Raw genomic sequence first — 21,578 nt, 5'->3', positions numbered from 1 at the left:
AAGATTAAATATTTACAATGGCAGCAATATATGGCTAATTAATAATAGACTAAAAAACTTAAGAAACTCAATAATAAGCTTCATCAAGAATATCAATCGCTTGATTGAGCCAGCTTATTGTCCCGCTTTTACAAATGAAAAGCAGATAACGAATTACTCTCATTACTCATTTAGTAAACTGTCTTAACTGATTTTGTTTAAAGGAAATTATATGCCCAATTAATATTAACAGGAGGTTTTTATGCGTGAGGGACATCATAAGTTAACATACCGCCCAATGCCAGCTCAATCACGATTTGGTCTTTTTGGCTGGCCCCTGCATCGTGAAAATTGCTATCTGCAAACTGAATTACAGTTTAGGCAGCGTATTCTTACTGCACGAGCAGCTAGCGGACTTGATCAAGAATTATTACAAACCAGTGACAGCTGGTTTTCTGAAAATAACGACGTTGCCTTTATTAATGAAAACGAAAATGCTTGGTTTTTAAATAATGAATATCGTCCACGGCATGAACTTAGCTTGGATGATTTTCATATTAGCTTAATTGAAAGCCAGCGTTTAAATTGGCCAGGGCTAAGTACTCTCATGCGTCATATTGGTGATTATTTACTAATTCGTAATAGTCAGTTATCAGCTGAATATTTTAATCAACCCATGAATTACGTGCTGCTTGATGTTGCGCAGATGTTAAAACGCCTTGCTGTGATTGAAAATCCTACCTATGTTGCCCAGCAATTACAATTATTGCGCCACTACTTGCGCGCTATAGAAATCCATATACCACCTACCTATGGCAGTGATCGCTTATTTTTAGCAGATTGCCGGTATGGTATTGAAATGAATGTAGAAGCTGAAATTATTCATACGCTGTTAACCCAACAGTTAAAAAAACGTCTTTATTCTGTCAAGCAACAACTTAATAAAGTTGCAGAATTACGACATACTATATTGCATTTTGCCTTAGCAAAAGATCCAGTTAACCCACACCCATACTGGGAGCAATTTAAAAATGATGAGCAAGCGTTAGACGCCAAAGCCGCGTTTCCAACATTAGCCGCCAAAGCGTGCGCAATGGTTTCAAATGATGCAATTACCGATTTTGCAATACAACCAACCCTTTTACCAGTCACTCTTGATGAGCAAATGTTAGAAAATTGTCCTGATTTTAAACTTATTCATTCACTCCCAGCATCAGTCAAAACAGCTTATGGTCAGAGTATTACGGACTTACAAGAAATAGTACGTTTTCAAACAATTTTAGATAGGCTTTTACAAGTTTTTGATCAAGCAGGTGAGGTATTCACGTTATTGCAATTTCGCGAAGAGATGCAACATTTATTACAAAGTATTGAGCAATTCATTCAGCACTCAGAAAAAAATATTTTGCTTATTTTAGATGCAAATACCCGCGCTTATCATCAATTTATTCAAGATAAACAAGATTTAACTTGGTGGGATAAAGTCGTCAAAAAACGACAAACGACTATTGATAATTTTATTTTAAATCAAGATAACTTGGCTCGTTTTGCGACGTCTCCTAGTGATTTACACCAAGCTAGTAACGAATTACTTGAGCAAGTTAATCAAGTTGTTAACCATCTAAACCAGCATAGTAATTATAATGACCAATTGCAGTTAGTGACCAATGTTAAGCAGTTAACTGAGCAACTTATGGATTCTATGCACGCTTGGGTTAATCAACAGCGTATTGTCCAAGGTTTGCCAGTAATGCCCAAATCCATAGCGCCCGTAGAAGAGAAGCTTATTGAAGCCAAAGACACGCTTCCTAGTGCCAAGCGTGTAAACGTAGAAAAAGTAAAAAAACCTGCACGTACCGCCCATGCCCATAATAGTTTATTTAAGCCAGCAAAACACCCTAAGCCACAACCTTTATCCCAGCAAATATTACCTTTAACCTTAAATTCAACGCCCCAAATGTGCCCAGCGCCCATTAGACCTTATCGACCTTTAATATCTTCTAACGAGCCAACTACTCCTGTCATAGCCAGTCAAAATGATAACACCGTTATTTGGATAGCCGGCTTTATTCTTTTACTACCAACTTGCTTTTTAGTAATAAAAATAATTTATGATAAGCTGCATCAACAGGAAAATGAGACGAATGAGGAAGAAGTTAATAAAGAAGATTTTACGCTCTCGTTAGCGCATGCTGCTGATAAATTGTCTGTTGCAACACATGCGGCATTAACCGCACCTACTGATTGGCAAGGGCATATTGAGCTTTACGATGATGAGCTACAAACATTACAAGCTAAATTAAAGCCTACTAAACATGATCTTAACGCCTTACAAGAACTGACTAAAGACATTGACTACTTAATTAAGTCTATTATTAAAGATAGATCATGTTTAGAATCTATACCTTTATCAAACCGCAAGGGACAGTGAATCAGTCTTTTCTGTGTGCCCTGTTATAGCAGGGCGCTCTTCATAAGATTGACCCTTTGCATAATCGGCTAACGATTTTAAATAGTATTGTATATGTTCTGGAGCCATTGCTACTTTCAAAACAAGTTGAGCATCAGGTTCAGGCTCGCTACTCATTGCGATAGCCATTTGCATCCTATTTAATAGTAAACTAAATAACTTACTATTAAATGAGCTATCGTTGGTTTCACCGCGAGAAAATATATAAGCAAGTAAGCCTGCATTTGAGAGAGACTTGTTCTTTAGAACAGTTCTTACTTCGTCACCACGGCCTTTTTTACTAAACCAATTCCAAGCGTAAGGCTCATATTGTGTTAGCGCCTGCCTAATTATACTTTCAAAATCCGAGCTCACTAAGCCTGCAACCCATTTATACATCCATTGATTAAAGCGTGCTAGTGAACTCGTAGAATATAAATGGGTAAACCGAGGATCGGTTTTCGCATATTGAATAGCATGTAAAGTATATTCATTTTCATTAAACTTACCCTGTTCACAGGCATATTCAACACTACTTAAATTAACATCGATAGCACCAATTGTTTTATCCTCAATACCACCAACGGTATAGGACTGAATAGTCTTGGAGACAAATAATTTCATTAAATATTTTATTAACTGTGTATTTAAGGAAGTACTACTATGCCCCCCTGTACTTAGAATATATGCCAATTTATTAGCGTTATCTTCCTTACTGACTTTTAAGTATTGAGTCACCGGTTCCTCTCGATGACGACTGGCAAGCGGGTTTAATGAGCTTGGGGAATAATACTCAGCAATAATAGTCGAGATTATTCCATTAAACGTATCTTTATTTAGCTTATTAACCCAATCAAATAAGGCCTTGATAGCTTCTGATCTTACCTCTGGATTTGTATGTGGAATCTTTAAGAGCTGCGCATAATTGTATTTATCTTTCGTTTCAATAGGTGAGTCTGGCGAACTTAAATGTCTCTGAAAATTAAAATTGCCATAGAAGTTTAAGATCTTATTCATAAGCTCGCCAAATTTTTTAGACCACTGCGTGCCAGATAAATGAGTATAGATATTGCTCTCATAATTAAGTATGGCATCTGAAACTAACCGGCAAAATTCTTGGTTTTTTTCAACTGTTAGCTCATGGATTTCTAAATTATAATAATTAAATGCAGCCGACTTTAAAGCATCTCTAAATTTAATTAAATCTTTCACACCTAGCAAGAGACTATTGTTTTTGTCACAGTCAATTGAAATTGATTCACTATCTAAGTCACTATCTAAAAGCTGAAGTGCTTTTGTTAATTCTGCGTCATCTGTTGTGAGTACTGGCTTTTCTACTTGCGATGAGACAATAGGCGTGATACGTAGCTCATCTACTAGCTCTTTAGCTAGCCGTTTTGCATGCGATAGGCTGTCTTTGATTAAGAAAATAAGTGAATCACGCCAAACTTGGTGATATCGTTGCTTTATTTTGACAGGATCAAACCGCGCTGATGGATCAAATAAAAATTTATCAATCTCTATCGACGGCTTCTCTATGTGAATAAAGCTTTCATTGTTAGAGCTATTATTACTAGCGCTATGAGTTTCTTTCTTATACTTCCAAGCCTTGTCCATTCTGCTATTTTTTTCTTCTGCTTGCGCTATAATTTGCTGCACCGCAGACGGCTTATTTCGTAAGTAATCATTAAAGGCAACAACAGCCACACCGCTGTCATTTTTTGGACATCCGGGGTAAAAAACTGCAGCTCGATATAATTGTTGATATCTATCGTAAAAAACTTTCATAATATGATCAACAAACGTTTCATTTTGTTCAAATTCTGGCTGAAAAAAAGTAGGGTGTACCCTCTTCAATTCGGCTCTTTGTTGTTCATCTAGACATGAATAATCAAATTTTCTATCACCAAAATAATGTTCAAGTCGTGCACGCAATAATTGAGGATCAAAAATAATCAATTGCTTTAATAAGGCATGAAACAGCTGATCTTGAAATGAAACAGGTCCATCTTTAGTCAATAGCGAAGGATTTGCTGCTAACTTTTGAAATTCAGCGTAATTTTTATAAATTTTAGCGACATTGCCATTGGAAGGAATCGTATGCGCTGGGGAATGTGTTGCTGGTAATGAATTAGGGAAGTTATCAAAAAGACTCCCTCTTAAACGCATTAATATTTCCGGCGCATCTTTCAAAAGATCACTTAAGCGGCCACCTTTCATGATATGCGTAACATAGTATAAGCGCATATCACCATCAATCAGCCCCATAGCAGAGACATTACCAGGATGCCCATCATCTTCGCCAATTAACAATAACATCAATAATAATTCAGCAAAGTTATCGTAAAGTAACGTTTCTACACTAGGGCAAACGCGTTCTCTTTCATGGGGGTCGGCAGGTGTTGGCTCAGTCCACTGCTGTAGAGGTTTAAAATTTGGAATAGCGATAGATACACTACCAATTACTTCATCGTGTTCATTGAGTACCAAACGCTCCTCAGCCACTCTATCTAATAGAGTCCCCATAAAAACACTGGTAGCAACTGAGTATTCAGCTAAAATACGAGGGTATGTCGATGAGAGTGGTTTATAAAATCCTAATTTTTTTTCACCAGCTGCGTCGAAAAATTCAACCTTGAAAACTTCATGCCCTGAGGTAGGTACTACTTCTCCGGCGCTTTTCAGAATTAAATCGTCATATCGTAAAGCCTTACTTGGCAGAGGCATGGCTTTATTTCCTTATCTTCTGGTATCAGCAGAATATTCATATTAAGCAGAAAATGCAGATTTGTTCAATAGTATTTCTAATAACAAAAATGCTTTAACTTAAAAATAATTAACAACATACTGCTCATTCGCTGATCGCCAATGTTTAATTTAAAATAAATTTGTTTAAAAATTAACACTTTAAACACAGCCAACTCTAATAAAATATTAGCATCATTTTCTATAAATGATGACAAATTTTTAACCTGTATAAACAGTTTTATTGAGCCATACTTGAAATTAAAGATAAAACAAATAAGTTATTAACTATTATAACCTGCTTAAATTGACCCATAATCTCAATACCTAACATCCTTATTGATTCTCCTAGGGCAGTTCGCTTAAAAGAAACCTCTTAAACAGAAATATGATAAACATTTGCCATATTAGCTGTTACTAATAAGTGAAATTAGTGAGCTGTTCATGTATATCGTAGCTAAGTTCGGTGATTTTTTGCTTAAGGCGAGCTTTTAGTTTATAAGATTTTACTTCTATTGTACTTATAGCTTTTAAAAAATCTGCCCCTCTTTACTGGGATTAATAATGCCACTATTTCTCTACTTTTATCAAGATTTAAAGATGCCTGTTAGTAATTCTTGCTAATTTCTTATTGCTGGCGGAATAAAGCCTTAAAGACAAAGTAAACACGGGCTAAATACTTTGGAACAGGGTTTTAGTAGAATTAAAACTTTATTGATACTGATTTTTAAGTGACCAGTCCGAGAGTGTAGTAAATTAATTGATTTTTAATAAGCGCTTTGTCAATTTATGCTAACATCTAGTCACTTAAATTTTACATAGTAAGGTAGCATTTAGTTAATGCACACTTTCCGTTTTAATGTAATTGGCGCTGGCCGTTTAGGCCAAAATCTGGCAATTAGCTTGATTAAAACAGGGCAAGCTTCTCTACAAGCGATTGTAAGTAAGCAATTTATAAATGCTAAACAAGCGTGCTTAGCAATTAAGGCAGGACATGCTATAGCCTGTTTAACAGATTTACCACCAGCAGATTTAATCTTTATTACCACACCTGATGACATCATTGCACAAATCGCTTTAGAACTTGCCGATAAAAAATTAGTGTTACCTGGCAGCATTATCGTTCATTGCAGTGGTGTATTAAGCTCAGATATCTTAAGGCCTTTACAAGAACTAGGGTGTTTTATTGCTAATTTTCATCCTTTAAAAGCGTTTAGAAAAACACTACTTGACCCAGCTGCATTTAGCGCGTGTGATTGCGCAATAGAAGGCGATGAATACGCTTTAAACGTTTTAGCCACCCTTTTTAACCCCTTGGGGGCAAATTTAGTTGCTATTAATCCTCATAAAAAAGCTATTTATCATGCTGCAGCTGTTCTTGCCGCCAACCATTTAGTCACACTAGCAACACAAGCCATTGAACTTTTTATGGCTGCAGGGATAAAAGAGCAAGACGCCAAACAGATAACGACTCGCTTAATACAAACTAGCCTTGATAATATCAAACATACTACTGATCTATCAGCAGCCCTTACCGGCCCTTTAGTCAGAGGTGATATCATGACAATTGCCAAGCATTTAAAAGCACAAGAAAATTTATCAACGTTACCTCTTTATAAACTTTTATCTCTACAAAGCTTATCTTTAACATCTTTATCAGCAGCAAAAAAAGAGTTATTAATAAAGATGTTAGAAGACTAATTACCCATTAACATTTCTTGTATCAAGTTTCAGCGCCTTAATTTATTACATTGAACAGGTTGCTTGCATGTCATTAGTTGACTTTGAGCGCTTTAACCCTAAATCTGAATCCTGTAACTGAGAATTATGAACACTAAATTGTGACCACGAAGCAACTTTTGGTAACGTTTTCTTCTCTCGCCATGCACCAATTTGAGCAGGTTCAGTTTGTACCCTGGGATTTAATCCCGCCGTGCTTTCCTCAGCTTCCTCTTTCTCCTCTCGCTCTACCAATTGAACTGCTAACACAGGTGCTGTTTTTACAAAGCTGACCATACGATTTCGACTTGGATCGCCTGCCCTAATTAAAGGAACTTCTGGCCCCTCTACAGCATAGCCTAACCCATATTGTGCTAATAATGTTTGCCAATATGACATTGGCCTAAAATTTCTAATTTCTTGCTGTTCCTCTGCTAAACTAACACCGTTCACAGCATTAAAAATACTATGTGCCATATGAGCCATATGTAGGGATTTTTCATCAATTACATCATGATCAACTAATAAGAAATGGCCACCATCACGTAAAACTCGTCTTACATCTTTTAAAAAAGAAGCTAGTTTATCTTGAGGAAAGTGATGTAGCCCAACATAACAAGTAATCACATCAGCACTTTTATTGGGCAATTTAGCAAGGTTAGGGGCCTTATAATCAAGTTTTGCAAACTGATCATAAGGCCTTGGAAAACCAGTCTGAATGTAATCGGTTACTGATTGCTGCTCATACACCGCAATAACAGGCCCATTTACTTTAAAATTATCTTTAAATCCTTTTACAAAACGTCCCGGATAACCTATCTCAACGAGCCCATTGATTGTTTTTCTATCTTCTAAAAGATGAACAGCTTGTTCAGTCAAATCTTTTTTGATACTAGTTAAAGAATTTAAAATACGGCGGCCTGTTCCAAAGACTGAGGGCATAATTTCTGGTAAGCGACGGCATAATTCCTCATAAATTTCATCATGCGTGTCATTGTAAGTTAATATATCTTCTAAAAGCGCATAAAGCTTATTTGTTTCTACCCGTTGTAAAACATTCTCAAGGAAACCTGCAAATTCTTTTTTAGTTTCTTCAGAGGCTACAATTGCTCTAAAGTGATCAGGTTGTTTAGGTTTTATAGCTATATACTTTTCATAAAAACCACTAGAAAAGCGGTTTTGGGGATCAATGGCTGTCTTTAGTTGCAAAACCTCAGGTGCTTTAGGATAGGCTCTGTGAAATGTTTCAGGTGCAGAAACATGTTGATAGGGCAAATAGTAAGCACCACCATGTTTTACGGTTAGTTCTTGCGCCTCACGTATCCATTTTTTAACCTTAACTGTCTTAGCAAGCTGAAGAGACTGATTCCAGCAAAGTACCACAGCAAAGCGATCACTATCAGGTGCCACAGATAAGGGTGATTTGTCGTGTTGCTTAACAAAACGAACAGAAGCATTTATTAAATTAACTTTATTTTCCATTAACAACTGCCCTAATGCAGCAAGGAAATCAGCTAATTGCTCAGGCGGCACAAAGTATTCTTGCAACCATTCCGCTTCACTCACTGACGGATTAAATAGAGCATTAATAGGCGGTTGCATAATCGCATTTCTAGTTAATGCCGGTGAATTATTAGCAAGCAGACGTGAACGCTCCCCTTCCCAATATTTTTTCCTAATCCAACCAATACGGCGCGCTAAGTTAATCAATATTCGGTTAAAACGCGTGCCTCCATCATTCTCTTCTACTAAGTTAGGTATTGTCTGAACAGGCGGGCTATCGCCATCTTTATTATAATTAACTGCAACCCCTGAACTTAATAAGTTTTTAGGATCTAAGGATAAGCGATATAAATGCATCCTTGTTTTTTCTTCAGGTAAAACAGTATGGTAAAAATAATTTGTGTACTCTTTTAAGTGAACTTCAACGCTTTTTTCAGTTAGTAATTCATTGTCCACTAATTGTAATTTAATACGCGTAATGACACCAAAAAGCCCTAATCCGCCTGCAATTAAACTAAATAAAGGATGGTCAGGTTTAACTGTTTCAAGCTCACCTTTTGCATTAATAATCTCCATTTCTAAAATAGTATTAGAAAGCAAACCTGATTTATGTGACCAGCCATGAATATTAGTGCCTACGGAACCTGCAGCAGAAAACACATTAGATGCTTGCATCACATCTAGGGCCAACTTATGTTTATCTGCTTCTTTTTGTACATCTATCCAACGTGCGCCAGCACCAACATAGGCAATCTTTTCAGTTGTGTGAATTTCTACGCTGTTAAATTTACTTAAATCAATAACAAGTCCTGATTTACCTTGCTCCGGTATAAATTGCCTACCTTGACTACGTCCTGCGCCTTTGGGAATAATCGTAGTATTTGTTGCTGCGGCATTAAGGATAATAGCTTGCAGTTCTTCAACTGTCTCAGGCTGCCTAAGTTCAGCCTCGTTAGCTTTATAATAACTACCGCCTGCTTCCACGCCCGTGGTCGTGCTTTTATCGGGAGTAAAGTAAAATGCAACTAATTTAGGAAAAACCAAACCAACGAGGGAGGCAAATAAAGAATATAAATTTTTACTAAATATTGAGGTATATTTTTTTTGCTGTGTTAAACGGCTATCTTGTAAATCATCTGATATGAAAAACGTTCCTAATGCATAACGTGTAGCCAAGAGCCCTGATACCACTAAATCAATCACACTTAGCGGAATAAATAACGCTGCATAAATTAGGCGAATTTTTAAAAAGCGCACAAAATGACTTAAAAACCCTTTCGGCTCTTCTAAATAGGCTCTATCAATTATCCCAGCAGGAATGGCATTGAATTTACCTAATGCGGGTAAACCTGCTTTTATTTTCTTAAAAAATGACATATTAATCTCTTTAAAAATTATGAATAAACTTCACTTGTACATCTTCTATATTTTCAAATTCAGTTAATTTATCAGCGAGATTTTTAACAGGTACATCAAACAAACAAATACGACGGTTGCGACGAAGTCTATCCCCATAATCACCTACAGATGAGACGCCCTCAATTTGTTCTAATTTATTTTGTATTAATTTAACTGTCCTTTCATTAACCGTATTTATTTCGCACTTCACTTGCACCTGATCTTGACCAGCAATTTTTCTTAAATAAATTCCTTGTTCATTTAAAGCATGTAGGGCAGGCTTAAAAGCACTGTAGCGTGATACTCTTAAACGCGCGTAAACAGATGTGTAATCTGACTTATATTTTTTTGTATAAATTTGATCGTTTACAATGTCTGCTTTAATACTTGGATCTAGCCTTGCAAGCTTAGTTGTAAAAGCATGTGTCGCAGCAGCAGAGCTAATATGAGGCGTATTGAATTTAACCACTATATCTGTCGTTGCTTCTACCAGATTTGTTTCTTGATGAAACCAATGATGCAAAGGCTTAGAGATCCAATGCCTTGCCCATAACTCCATGGAGACAAATTTAAAACTTATCCAATCAATCCATGATTTATCAGGAGAATGCTGGTAGTGTTTTGCTAAATCGTGACGCGCTTTTGCATAATTTTGATCATAAAATGGAATAGTTTGTAAGTCATTGGCATAGCGCGTGAAGAAAGCAGCCAGGTGTGTTTGAAACTCAGTAGGGTTTTCCTTTTTTAGAAACGGCCTAACTAATAAAGATAAAATTCCTTTAGGCAACAATTCAATGGTGGTAAAAAAACAAACAAAGACATCCATTAACATGTATTCAGAGGTAGCAATTTGCCAAAAGCTATTGTATTTACGTGCAGCCTGATAGGAGTTCTTAAAAATCCCCCATAAATCGACTATGCGTCTAAAATAAGGGAATTGAAACATCGAATTACTTTCACGGAGAAATTTAGCAAAATCTTCTGCTAATTCTACATTCCCCCATTCAGGCCCTGTCATATAGGATTGATACGGTTCACGCTTATAACGCGCTTTATCTGTTAGGATCAGGCGCTTATTAAGCCTGGCTAAGAATTTTTGTTGTCCCACTTACAATCCCTACAAGGTTTCAGTTGCAGGAATTGTAAAGTCTACTCATTAACAGTCAATCCTTTTATAACTAATGGCTTAATTATTTGTACCTCTATCCCTTAGCATGTAATTGACAACTTCCTGCAATTTTATTGCGCATCAGAAGTAATAACCCGCAAGGCAGTTACATTCTGTAAACCTCGAGGTAGGCAATGACCACGTCTTGCCCGCTCACCACGATAGTGTTCTAGATCAGTAGGCTTAAGTGTGTAGTGGCGTTTTCCGGCATGAACTGTTAAGAAATCATTTTTATTTAAAATTTGTACATCGATTAAGTACTCTTCCCGCACGTCAGCTTTTGCACTTGGAATATTAATTAATTTTACCCCTTTGCCTTTACTCAATAGAGGTAATTCTTCTGCTGAAAATACTAACAGCCGGCCGGTATTGGTCACACAAGCAATGCTTAATGTTTCACGTTGATTTGCTAAACGTGGCGTTAAAACCAAACTATGCTCAGTCAATTTAATACAAGCTTTCCCATTACGGTTTTTAACATATAAATCACTTAATTGCGTAATGAAGCCATAGCCCGCATCACTTGCAATTAAAAAATAATCGTCAGGCTCGCCTGCAATAACGGCCTCAAATGTAGCGCCATCAGCAGGATTTAACTTGCCAGTTAATGGCTCACCTTGGCCCCTAGCAGAAGGCAATACATGCGCTGGTAGCGTATAGACTTTTCCTTCACTATCAAAAAAGACAATTTGTTGATTACTACGCGCATTTGCTTGCGCTTTAAAGGCATCATTGGCCTTATAACTTAAATCATCCCCTTTAACATCATGACCTTTGGCTGCGCGAATCCATCCTTTCTGAGATAAAACCACAGTAATAGGTTCATTAGGTAAGATATCTGTTTCTTTAAGGGCTTGTGATTCACTGCGTTCAATTAAAGCCGATTTTCGCTTATCGCCGTATTTATTACGATCAGCAATAATTTCATTTTTAACTAACTGTCTTAACGCTGATTCATCTTCTAAAATAGCTTCGATAGTATTACGTTCTGTCGATAACTCATCTAATTCAGCCCGCAATTTTATTTCCTCAAGCTTAGCTAAGTGACGTAATTTTATTTCAAGAATAGCTTCGGCTTGCTTCTCGCTTAAATTGAATTTTTTTATTAATCCTTGTTTGGGATTTTCCTCTTCACGAATTATTTCAATGACCTCATCTATATTAAGAAAAGCAATAAGTAAACCTTCAAGGACATGGATGCGCTCTAATAGTTTATTTAAGCGATAACGTAATCTTTTCTCAACGGTAGTTAATCTAAAACTTAGCCACTCCGTTAAAATGGTCAATAAACCTTTTACCTTAGGTTTACCATCTAAACCAATCATATTAAAATTAACCCGATAGCTACGCTCTAAATCGGTGGTTGCAAAAAGGTGTGACATTAAGCTTTCAACATCTATTCGATTTGATTTAGGTAGGATAACTAAACGAGTAGGATGCTCATGATCAGATTCATCTCGTAAATCTTCAACCATAGGCAATTTCTTTTGCTGCATTTGAGCAGCAATTTGCTCTATTACTTTCGCGCCTGAAACCTGATAAGGTAGTGCTGTAATAACAACTTGATGATGTTCAATTTTATAAACTGCACGCATCTTAATTGAACCTATGCCCGTTTGGTACATCGTACGAATTTGTGCTTTAGGTGTAATAATTTCAGCTTGTGTCGGAAAATCAGGGGCTTTAATGTGCTTGCAAATCGTGTCTAAGCTTGCATTTGGGTGCTCTAATAGATGAACACAAGCATTTGCCACCTCAGTTAAATTATGTGGCAAAATGTCAGCTGACATCCCTACAGCGATACCTGTTGCGCCATTTAATAAGACATTTGGCAATCGCGCTGGTAATAAAGAAGGCTCATGCAAAGTCCCATCAAAATTATCGACCCAATCAACTGTTCCTTGCTGTAGTTCTGACAAAAGTAACTCAGCATAGTTTGACAATTTTGCCTCAGTATAGCGCATTGCTGCAAAGGATTTAGGATCATCAGGCGACCCCCAGTTTCCTTGACCATCAACAAAAGGGTAGCGATAAGAAAAGGGTTGGGCCATTAATACCATGGCTTCATAACAGGCTGAATCACCGTGCGGATGAAATTTACCCAATACATCTCCCACGGTGCGAGCTGATTTTTTATACTTTGCAGTTGCCTTAAGGCCAAGCTCTGACATCGCGTAGACAATACGTCGTTGTACCGGTTTTAAACCGTCAGCAATATGAGGTAAGGCTCTATCTAAAATCACATACATTGAATAATCAAGATATGCTTTTTCGGTAAAGTCGGTAAGAGATTTTTGCTCAATATTGGATATCATCATATAAAGACACACTATCTAAAATTTAAAGGTCAGTTAGCACTCATAATTACTTTTATTAATCCCTTACAATTAAGCACAAGCGTCTCCTTATCATTTAAATTGTTTATTACTTTGGACACCGGCTAGTATAAAGAATTGAAGTTTGAATTAAACGCTAAAATTAAGTACTAATACAATATGTATTATCGCAAAATAACGCTAAAATTACCACGTTTTCACCTAAAACAATTACCTCCTTTCTTAGTAATTAATTTACATCTGCTATGATTTCTTTATGTGCCTAAATTTAAGTAAGCCCTATGAAAACACAAAGAGATTTAGTAGTTACCACTGATTCACAGCAGGTGATTGATAGTATTAATCACTTTTATGATGAAATGTTAAATTCAGGCAATAATGCTATTAGCATTCTGCAAGCAGCGAATAATGAGCCTGATAATTTACTTTTACAAACGTATGCAGCTGCTTTTTATTTGTATGCTCAAGAAGATGCTGCTACAACCCTGGCTATAGAGCTGTTACAACATGCAGAAAAGGCGCTACGCACCTCAAATTTACGAGAAAAGCTAACATTTTATGCTGTTTATGCATGGGCTCATTTAGACTATGAGTGTGCGATTACGTTGTTTACCAGTATTCTTGAACTTTTCCCGCAAGATATTTTAGCTTTAAAATTTGCTGAATGGCTTTTCTACTGCACGGGACAATCTTATCAAAATAAATACTTTTTAGCGCTTTGTGAAAAATGTGTGAGGCAGAATCAACATGATCCCGCTTTTTTAGCAAGCTATTCTTTTGCCCATGAGTTATGCGGTCATTATAGCGAAGCTAAAACAATTGCTAACCAAGCACTCAAAATAACAAAAGAAGCAGTCCCCTGGGCACATCACACACTAGCTCATGCTTATCTTTTAGAAAATGATATCCAAGGGGGTATAGATTGCCTACAACGTTTAGTATCATCCTGGAATGATGTTCTGCCTCTGTTAAGAGGTCATAATACTTGGCACCTTGCCCTCTTTTATGTCGCCAACCGGAATGAAAAAGCCGTTTTAAATCTTTTTCCTAAAATTTTTGGCACGATGCCTGATACGGTATTAGAGCAATTAGATGCTATTTCATTACTCTGGCGTATGGATTTAGCAGGGCTTCCACAAGATCATTACTTTACTAAAATTATACCTTACTTAGGTTTACATCCTATGGAGCATTATATTGCTTTTAATAATGCACATTTCATCTATTGCCTTACTCGAGCTGGCCACACCGATTTAGCTGAAGAATCATTGCAGGCAATGGCGCATTATGCTGCAAGCCTAACTTCACCCTATAAACAATATTTATGGCAGACTCTTGCTCTTCCCTTATGTCAAGGTATTAACGCTTTTGCGCAAGGTCAGTATCAGCGTGCTTGTGATTTAATGGAGCCTGTTATAGAGAATTGCTTTCAATTAGGTGGTAGTGATGCTCAAAATGAAATTTACACTCAAACTTTTCTTTGTAGCCTGTTAAAAACTAACCAAAAAGAAAAAGCAAATAAATTTTTCCAGAGCTATCTTAACCATTACCGTCATACTCCCTTAGCCAGGTATTGGTTTGACGAGTAGCGTAGGTAAATTTGCGCTAAAAATAATAATTATTTTTAGCATAAGCTCTTCTTTTTTCAACTAACTATCTGGAATTGTAAAAAAACCAGCGCAAAAGTTGCATGGGCATGCGCGTTATTCCAAGAAATTGCAGTAATTTATCATTGCAGGCTAGATTGCCTTCGTAAAGGCTTCTAAGCAGGTTATTTTGTGTACCTAAATCGTACTAATTTGTTAACCCCGCCTTAGCCCTCTTCTTTTTGAGATATTTCTTACAATTTAAACCGCAATTAACTTTAGGTTAAATTTTAAAGAATACATATACTTGTCAATAAAGGATGACATGGAATAGTCTGACAGGAAGTCAACAGACAAGGGACCAGCACAGGATGTGCTTTGCCGCAAGGATGCGGCTTTTTTTTTGGTAGTGAACTAAACATCTATATTTTCTGCTTCTAAGGCATTACTTTCGATAAAGTCACGGCGTGGCTCAACATTATCTCCCATGAGCGTTGTAAACATTTCATCAGCAACAATTACATCTTCAATGCTAACTTGTAACATCCGCCTCACATTAGGATCCATGGTCGTCTCCCAAAGTTGCTCAGGATTCATTTCACCCAGACCTTTATAACGTTGAATAGATTGCCCGCGTTTTGCTTCTTCCATTAACCATAACAGTGCCTGTTCAAACTGCACAATTGAATGAACCTTTTCACCTCGTTTTACATAGGCACCTTCTTCAATTAAATTCGCTAATTTTGAACCTAACTGAACTAATTCTTTATAATCTTTAGAGGCAAAAAACTCTACATTTAGTGTCGAAAAGCTTTCCATACCATGTTGCGTAGTCACGACTCGGGGCATATAGAGGCTTTGCTCAGCTTGCTGAATAACCTCCACACGGTATTGTACTGACTTATTACGTATATCTTGTAAACTCTGCTCTAATTGATTAGACCAAGTCGTAATAGTCTCAAACTCCGTAAAATTGGTAGAATTTAATACAGGTAAATAAGCTAACTGCTTAAGCACTTCTTCATTATAGCGTTTGGCTAGACGTCTAGTGATTCTTTCAGTTTGCCTGAACTGTTTTACTAATTCTTCTAACGCCCTGGCCGAGATGGGTGGCGCATCATTGGCAGGATACAGTTCAGCATTATCTAGGGCACTTTGAGTTAAATACTCAAATAAGGCCTCATCATCTTTTACATACTGCTCATGCTTACCTCGTTTTACTTTATAAAGAGGAGGTTGGGCAATATAAATATAGCCGCGCTCAACAAGTTCAGGAGTTTGACGATAAAAAAAGGTTAATAACAGAGTACGGATATGTGATCCATCAACGTCAGCGTCGGTCATGATAATTATACGATGGTAGCGAATTTTATCTGGATCATATTCATCAGGGCCAATGCCGCAGCCTAATGCAGTTATTAGCGTAGCTACCTCTTGTGAAGAAAGCATCTTATCAAAACGAGCTTTTTCCACATTAAGAATTTTACCTTTAAGCGGTAGAATGGCTTGAAATTTACGATCACGACCTTGCTTAGCTGAACCACCTGCAGAATCTCCCTCTACAATATAAAGCTCAGATAAGGCGGGGTCTTTTTCCTGGCAATCAGCTAATTTACCAGGTAGGCCTGCTATGTCTAAAGCGCCCTTACGCCTGGTCATATCTCGAGCACGGCGTGCCGCTTCCCGTGCCCGCGCAGCATCAATCATTTTACCGACAATCGATTTCGCCAAAGCCGGATTCTCTAATAAAAAGTCATGGAATTTTTCACTGACCAGTGATTCAACCGCTGACTTCACCTCTGATGAGACAAGTTTGTCTTTTGTTTGCGAAGAAAATTTAGGATCGGGCACTTTAACCGACAAAACCGCAGTAAGGCCTTCACGCGCATCATCACCAATGGTTGTTACTTTAGCCTTTTTAGCAAATCCCTCATTTTCAATGTAATTATTCAATGTACGAGTTAAGCCCGCGCGAAATCCTGCTAAGTGAGTTCCACCATCGCGCTGAGGTATGTTATTAGTAAAGCAAAAAATATTTTCTTGAAACGAATCATTCCATTGCATAGCTAACTCAACCGTCACATCTTCTTTTTCGGATGTGAATGAGAAAACCACAGGAATGATAGGTGTTTTATTACGATTAAGGTGTTCAACAAACGCTTTTATTCCACCTTCATAGCGAAAGGTATCCCGCTTTTGGGTACGTTCATCATATAAATGAATACAGACACCGGAATTTAAAAAAGACAGCTCCCTTAAGCGCTTAGCTAAAATATCATAATGAAATTCAATATTACTAAAGGTTTCGGCACTAGGCTTAAACCAAACTTGGGTACCTGTACTGGTAGCCGTACCTGTTACTGTCAAGGGTGCATCTGGTACACCATGACGGTAATGTTGCTCATGTACTTGATCATGGCGTCGGATAACTAAATGCAGTTCTTCTGATAAGGCATTAACAACCGAAATACCTACACCATGCAAACCACCTGAAACCTTGTAAGAATTATCATCAAACTTACCGCCTGCATGAAGGACAGTCATAATTACTTCAGCAGCCGATCGCCCTTCTTCTTGGTGAATATCAACGGGAATACCACGGCCATCATCTTTGACTGTAATGGATTCATCTGCATGAATGGTGACATAAATTTCTTTACAATAACCTGCTAATGCTTCGTCTATTGAGTTATCAACTACCTCAAAAACCATGTGATGCAAGCCTGTACCATCATCTGTGTCACCGATGTACATTCCAGGTCTTTTTCTTACTGCATCTAATCCTTTTAATACTTTGATATTAGACGAATCATAACTAGCATCAACAGCCATAAAGAGTATCCTCTTACCTAATATACAGTTTACTAAAAAATAATTATACCATTAATCGTATAGGGTTTATATCACTTGCTAATAATTCACAACAATTCCTGCGAATGCCCATCAATGGCTAGGAAAGGCATAAATTTGTATTGATTGTTTTAATTCTATAAACCATTTGATTTAAGCATGCGGCTATGTTTCACGTGAAACATTATTTAAAATTAATTCAGTATAGACCATAGCTATCAATTACCTTAACTTAATTCTTTACTGAATTTCTTTAGAATACTATGCATTTTACAGAACAATATTCGCTTAATTACGTTGATTAATGACTACCTAAAATTTCTCTGTAATATGGCCTAGATGCATACTATATACATGATGTGCAGAAATAAATTGATCACTTACCGGCAACTCTTTACGTAGAGTTATAATAAATTGATGGCTGCTTTCAGCAATATAAGTTAATAGACGCTGCACATGGATACTATCTAATTCGGAAGTAAAATCATCAATTAGATAAATACATGGCTCTTTAAGTAACGTTGATTGCGCAAACTTCAAAGCAAACAAAATCATTTTCTGTTGGCCACGAGAGAGAAAATTCTTTACTTTAAAATCACTACTAGTAACGCTTAGATCAGCTTGATGAGCCCCATAGTGTGTATGTGTACGTGCTAAATCCATTTCATAATTGGCATTTAGTAAGGTTTCTAAGTCTTTATCTTCATTACGTTTATCCCAACCCTTGTAATAGTGCAGTGAGCATTCGACGTCTATCAGCTTAGGCAAGATTTCTGTAAAAGCCTGTTCTAATTTCAAAAAGTACCCTCTACGTAATTCATCAAGCATTGTCGCCAAAGAGGAAAGCATTTTGTTCCACGGTAACAATTGTGTGTTTGGAACCCGCTGCTTTAATAAGGCATTGCGCTGTTTCAATGCACGGCGATAATCTTTCCATATTGAATGATAGGAATGTTCCACGTGAAACAATCCCCAATCAAGTAAACCGCGTCTTACAACCGGGCCTGCGTCAATAAATTGAAAAATATCTTGATAAATTACTTGGCAAGGCAAAAAAAAAGCTAACTCACTGCTCGTTAAACATGGTTGGCCATTAAGACGAGCAATAGTGGGTAATTTAATAGATTTTTGAATACTGACATATTGTTCATTTACCGTATTGGCAAAAACAACTAATTTTTCCTGATTATGAGAAATTAATGCTGAAATCTCTCGCGTTCTAAAAGAATGGCCGCTAGCAAGAAGGTAAATTGCCTCAAGAAATGAGGTTTTACCGCTGCCATTATTGCCTGTTATAAAATTGATATGTGGATGAAGAGTAGTTTTCGCAGATCTAATATTACGAAGATTAGTTATTTGTATCTCATTAAGCTTCATAATTTCATAGGCATAATAATATATTGATATTGTTCATCCTCTAACGATTCAACTAATATACTGCGATCGGTAGTTGACATTGATAAGCGAACAAGATTGCCTGGTAAAATATTTAAAACATCCAAAAGATAACTGGCATTAATTCCTATTTTAAGTTCATTGCCATCTACATTAGCTTCTAATGACTCCGTTGCTTCTTCTTTTTCTTGATTATTAGCGACTAACGTTACTCCTGAAGCTTGAATATGAAGTAAAACAGCCCGAGATTTTTCATGTGCTAAAATCATAATTCGTTGCAACGAACGTTTTAAAATATCTTTTTCAATTAAAACAAATTTATCATTGTTAGCAGGAATTGCTCGAGCATACGGAGGAAAACGCGCTTCAATCAATTTTGAATTGAACTTATAATCTTGAGTGATTAAACAAAAGTAGTTTTTTCCCGCAATAACACTAATTGTTTCATCAGTCACCGAGTTAAGTAAGCGTAGCATTTCTTGAATACCTTTGCGCGGTATAAGTAGACGTTGACTTGGTAAATCTTGATTAGATAAACGCCTACAAATAGCCATACGATGACCATCAGTAGCAACAGTAGTAATCGTATTACCTTCAAGCTCAAATAGTAAACCATTTAAAAAGACGCGCACATCTTGTTGCGACATAGCAAAATGAGTAGATTGTAATAAATAAAGAAGCTCTACTCGTGGTAGAGAAAGCTCAATATCAGGTTGCTCTTGGTCGCTATTAGGAAATTGCTCTGCTGGCAGCGTTGCAAGTTTAAATTTACTACGGCCCGCCTTTAAAAGCACTGCATTATCGTCTAATTTAATAGTAGGAACTGCTTCCTCATCAAGGGAACGAATAATATCAATAAATTTCTTAGCAGGGACGGTAATCTCACCCTCAGTAAGGCAATCATGGCAATTTAAAAAAGCTGATATTTCCATTTCTAAGTCAGTCGCGGTTAATACTAATCGCTTTTGCTTAATTGTAATTAAAATATTGGCTAAAATAGCCAGCGATTGACGTTTATCGACAGCGCCAGCAACCATTAATAAACGTGGGAGCAATTCGTTTTTAGGAATAGCAATTTCAAACATAGTAATTCTCAATTAAGACGATAAAATACGCATAAGATTCTTAAAATCTTCTGCGAAATCATTTTCAATCTGTATTAATTCCTTAATCTTACGGCAAGCATGAATAACCGTTGTATGATCACGTCCACCAAAATGATCGCCAATTTCAGGAAGGCTATGATTAGTTAAATCTTTTGCTAAAGCCATTGCCATTTGTCTAGGGCGGGCAATCGATCGACTACGTCGCTTAGACAGCAAATCAGCGACTTTCACTTTATAATATTCAGCCACCGTTTTTTGAATATTTTCTATAGTGACTAATTTGTCTTGCAAAGCAAGTAAATCTCGTAAGGCCTCATGAACAAATTCAATAGTAATTGGTTTGCCAGTAAAATGGGCATTAGCAATTACTCGTCTTAAAGCACCTTCTAACTCTCGAACATTAGAGCGAATACGTTTAGCAATAAAAAATGCTACTTCATAAGGTAACTCAATATTTGATTGTTCTGCTTTACTAATAAGAATCGCTACACGTGTTTCTAGCTCAGGCGGCTCTACAGCGACAGTTAAGCCCCACCCAAAACGAGATTTTAAGCGCTCTTCTACACCTTCGATTTCTTTAGGATAGCGATCACTGGTCAAAATAATTTGCTGTTGGCCTTCTAATAGAGCATTAAATGTATGAAAAAACTCTTCTTGCGACCGATCTTTACCTGCAAAAAATTGAATATCGTCAATTAATAACGCATTAAGGGAGCGATAAAAACGCTTAAATTCATTAATAGAATTAGTTTGCAAGGCTTTGACCATATCCGCAACAAATCTTTCTGAGTGTAAATAAAGTACTTTAGCCTCAGGGTTATTTTTTAGTATTGCGTTGCCAATAGCATGCATTAAATGTGTTTTACCTAAACCTACACCACCGTATATGAATAAAGGATTATAAGCATCACCTGGCCGCTCAGCGACTTGTAAAGAGGCGGCACGTGCTAATTGGTTAGAATTACCTTCAACAAAACTATCAAAAACGAATTTTTTATTTAAATAGCTATTTTTATAGTCAGCAGTTTTATTAGTTGATACCTTAGCACTAACTACATTTGCCTCAGCAACGGTTTTATCTAAGACAACTGGCTGAACTACTTTAGTTCCCACCTCAATACTCACAGAAGAAACAAGCTCACCACCAAATTGATGTACTAACTCTTTAATACGCGTGTAGAAATTCTTTCTTACCCACTCCACTACAAACTTATTTGGCGCTAAAAGAATCAGACAATTTTCTTGCATTTCAGCTTGTAGAGGCCGTAACCAAGTATTAAATTGTGGGGGAGGATATTCTTCTTCCAAAAGCTTTGCACATTTCTGCCAAACAATTGCAGACAC

General features: G+C 36.9%; 11 protein-coding genes. 3 read left to right on the top strand and 8 right to left on the bottom strand.

The features are described 5' to 3' along the window. Nucleotides 1–241: 241 nt before the first annotated feature. Nucleotides 242–2,410 (top strand): hypothetical protein, encoded by a 2,169-nt coding sequence (locus DYE47_RS00055; protein WP_115301317.1) that lies wholly within the window; start codon nucleotides 242–244, stop codon nucleotides 2,408–2,410. Here the strand turns inward: DYE47_RS00055 and DYE47_RS00050 are convergent. Next, nucleotides 2,390–5,155 carry a hypothetical protein gene (locus DYE47_RS00050; RefSeq protein WP_115301316.1) on the bottom strand — a complete coding sequence of 922 codons (2,766 nt, stop codon included), beginning with the start codon at nucleotides 5,153–5,155 and terminating at the stop codon, nucleotides 2,390–2,392. The genes DYE47_RS00055 and DYE47_RS00050 overlap by 21 nt on opposite strands. An 858-nt stretch (nucleotides 5,156–6,013) precedes the next feature. On the opposite strand from DYE47_RS00050, the gene DYE47_RS00045 reads away from it, so the two are divergent. Continuing rightward, a complete protein-coding gene (locus tag DYE47_RS00045) occupies nucleotides 6,014–6,874 on the top strand; it encodes a Rossmann-like and DUF2520 domain-containing protein (protein WP_115301315.1) in 861 nt (286 codons plus the stop codon). 45 nt (nucleotides 6,875–6,919) lie between these two features. Here DYE47_RS00045 and DYE47_RS00040 read toward each other — a convergent pair whose 3' ends face one another. From DYE47_RS00040 to parC, 3 genes are all read right to left on the bottom strand, one after another. Continuing rightward, nucleotides 6,920–9,772, bottom strand: a complete 2,853-nt coding sequence (locus tag DYE47_RS00040) for an FAD-binding protein (protein ID WP_115301314.1) — start codon at nucleotides 9,770–9,772, stop codon at nucleotides 6,920–6,922. Nucleotides 9,773–9,782: 10 nt separating this feature from the next. Beyond that, on the bottom strand, nucleotides 9,783–10,901 hold the full coding sequence (locus DYE47_RS00035; protein ID WP_115301313.1) for a hypothetical protein: 1,119 nt from the start codon (nucleotides 10,899–10,901) through the stop codon (nucleotides 9,783–9,785). 131 nt (nucleotides 10,902–11,032) lie between these two features. After that, a complete protein-coding gene (gene parC / locus DYE47_RS00030) occupies nucleotides 11,033–13,279 on the bottom strand; it encodes a DNA topoisomerase IV subunit A (protein ID WP_423202362.1) in 2,247 nt (748 codons plus the stop codon). A 299-nt stretch (nucleotides 13,280–13,578) separates the two neighbouring features. Here parC and DYE47_RS00025 point away from each other — a divergent pair, with 299 nt between their 5' ends. Further along, nucleotides 13,579–14,886 (top strand): tetratricopeptide repeat protein, encoded by a 1,308-nt coding sequence (locus DYE47_RS00025; RefSeq protein ID WP_115301312.1) that lies wholly within the window; start codon nucleotides 13,579–13,581, stop codon nucleotides 14,884–14,886. Nucleotides 14,887–15,297: 411 nt separating this feature from the next. On the opposite strand, the gene gyrB is transcribed toward DYE47_RS00025, so the two are convergent. From gyrB to dnaA, 4 genes are all read right to left on the bottom strand, one after another. Beyond that, on the bottom strand, nucleotides 15,298–17,715 hold the full coding sequence (gyrB, locus tag DYE47_RS00020; protein ID WP_115301311.1) for a DNA topoisomerase (ATP-hydrolyzing) subunit B: 2,418 nt from the start codon (nucleotides 17,713–17,715) through the stop codon (nucleotides 15,298–15,300). 330 nt (nucleotides 17,716–18,045) lie between these two features. Next, nucleotides 18,046–19,110 (bottom strand): DNA replication/repair protein RecF, encoded by a 1,065-nt coding sequence (gene recF / locus DYE47_RS00015; protein ID WP_115301310.1) that lies wholly within the window; start codon nucleotides 19,108–19,110, stop codon nucleotides 18,046–18,048. Beyond that, nucleotides 19,107–20,213 (bottom strand): DNA polymerase III subunit beta, encoded by a 1,107-nt coding sequence (gene dnaN / locus DYE47_RS00010; RefSeq protein ID WP_115301309.1) that lies wholly within the window; start codon nucleotides 20,211–20,213, stop codon nucleotides 19,107–19,109. Before dnaN ends, recF begins: the two co-directional genes overlap by 4 nt. Before the next feature lie 12 nt (nucleotides 20,214–20,225). Further along, the coding region (gene dnaA / locus DYE47_RS00005; RefSeq protein WP_425324451.1) for a chromosomal replication initiator protein DnaA at nucleotides 20,226–21,578 on the bottom strand (1,353 nt) is incomplete at its 5' end.

It is taken from the genome of Legionella beliardensis, assembly GCF_900452395.1.
Classification (GTDB): Bacteria; Pseudomonadota; Gammaproteobacteria; order Legionellales; family Legionellaceae; genus Legionella_C; species Legionella_C beliardensis.
Note: the sequence above shows the minus strand (reverse complement) of the source record. Positions and strands in the feature narration are given on the sequence as shown.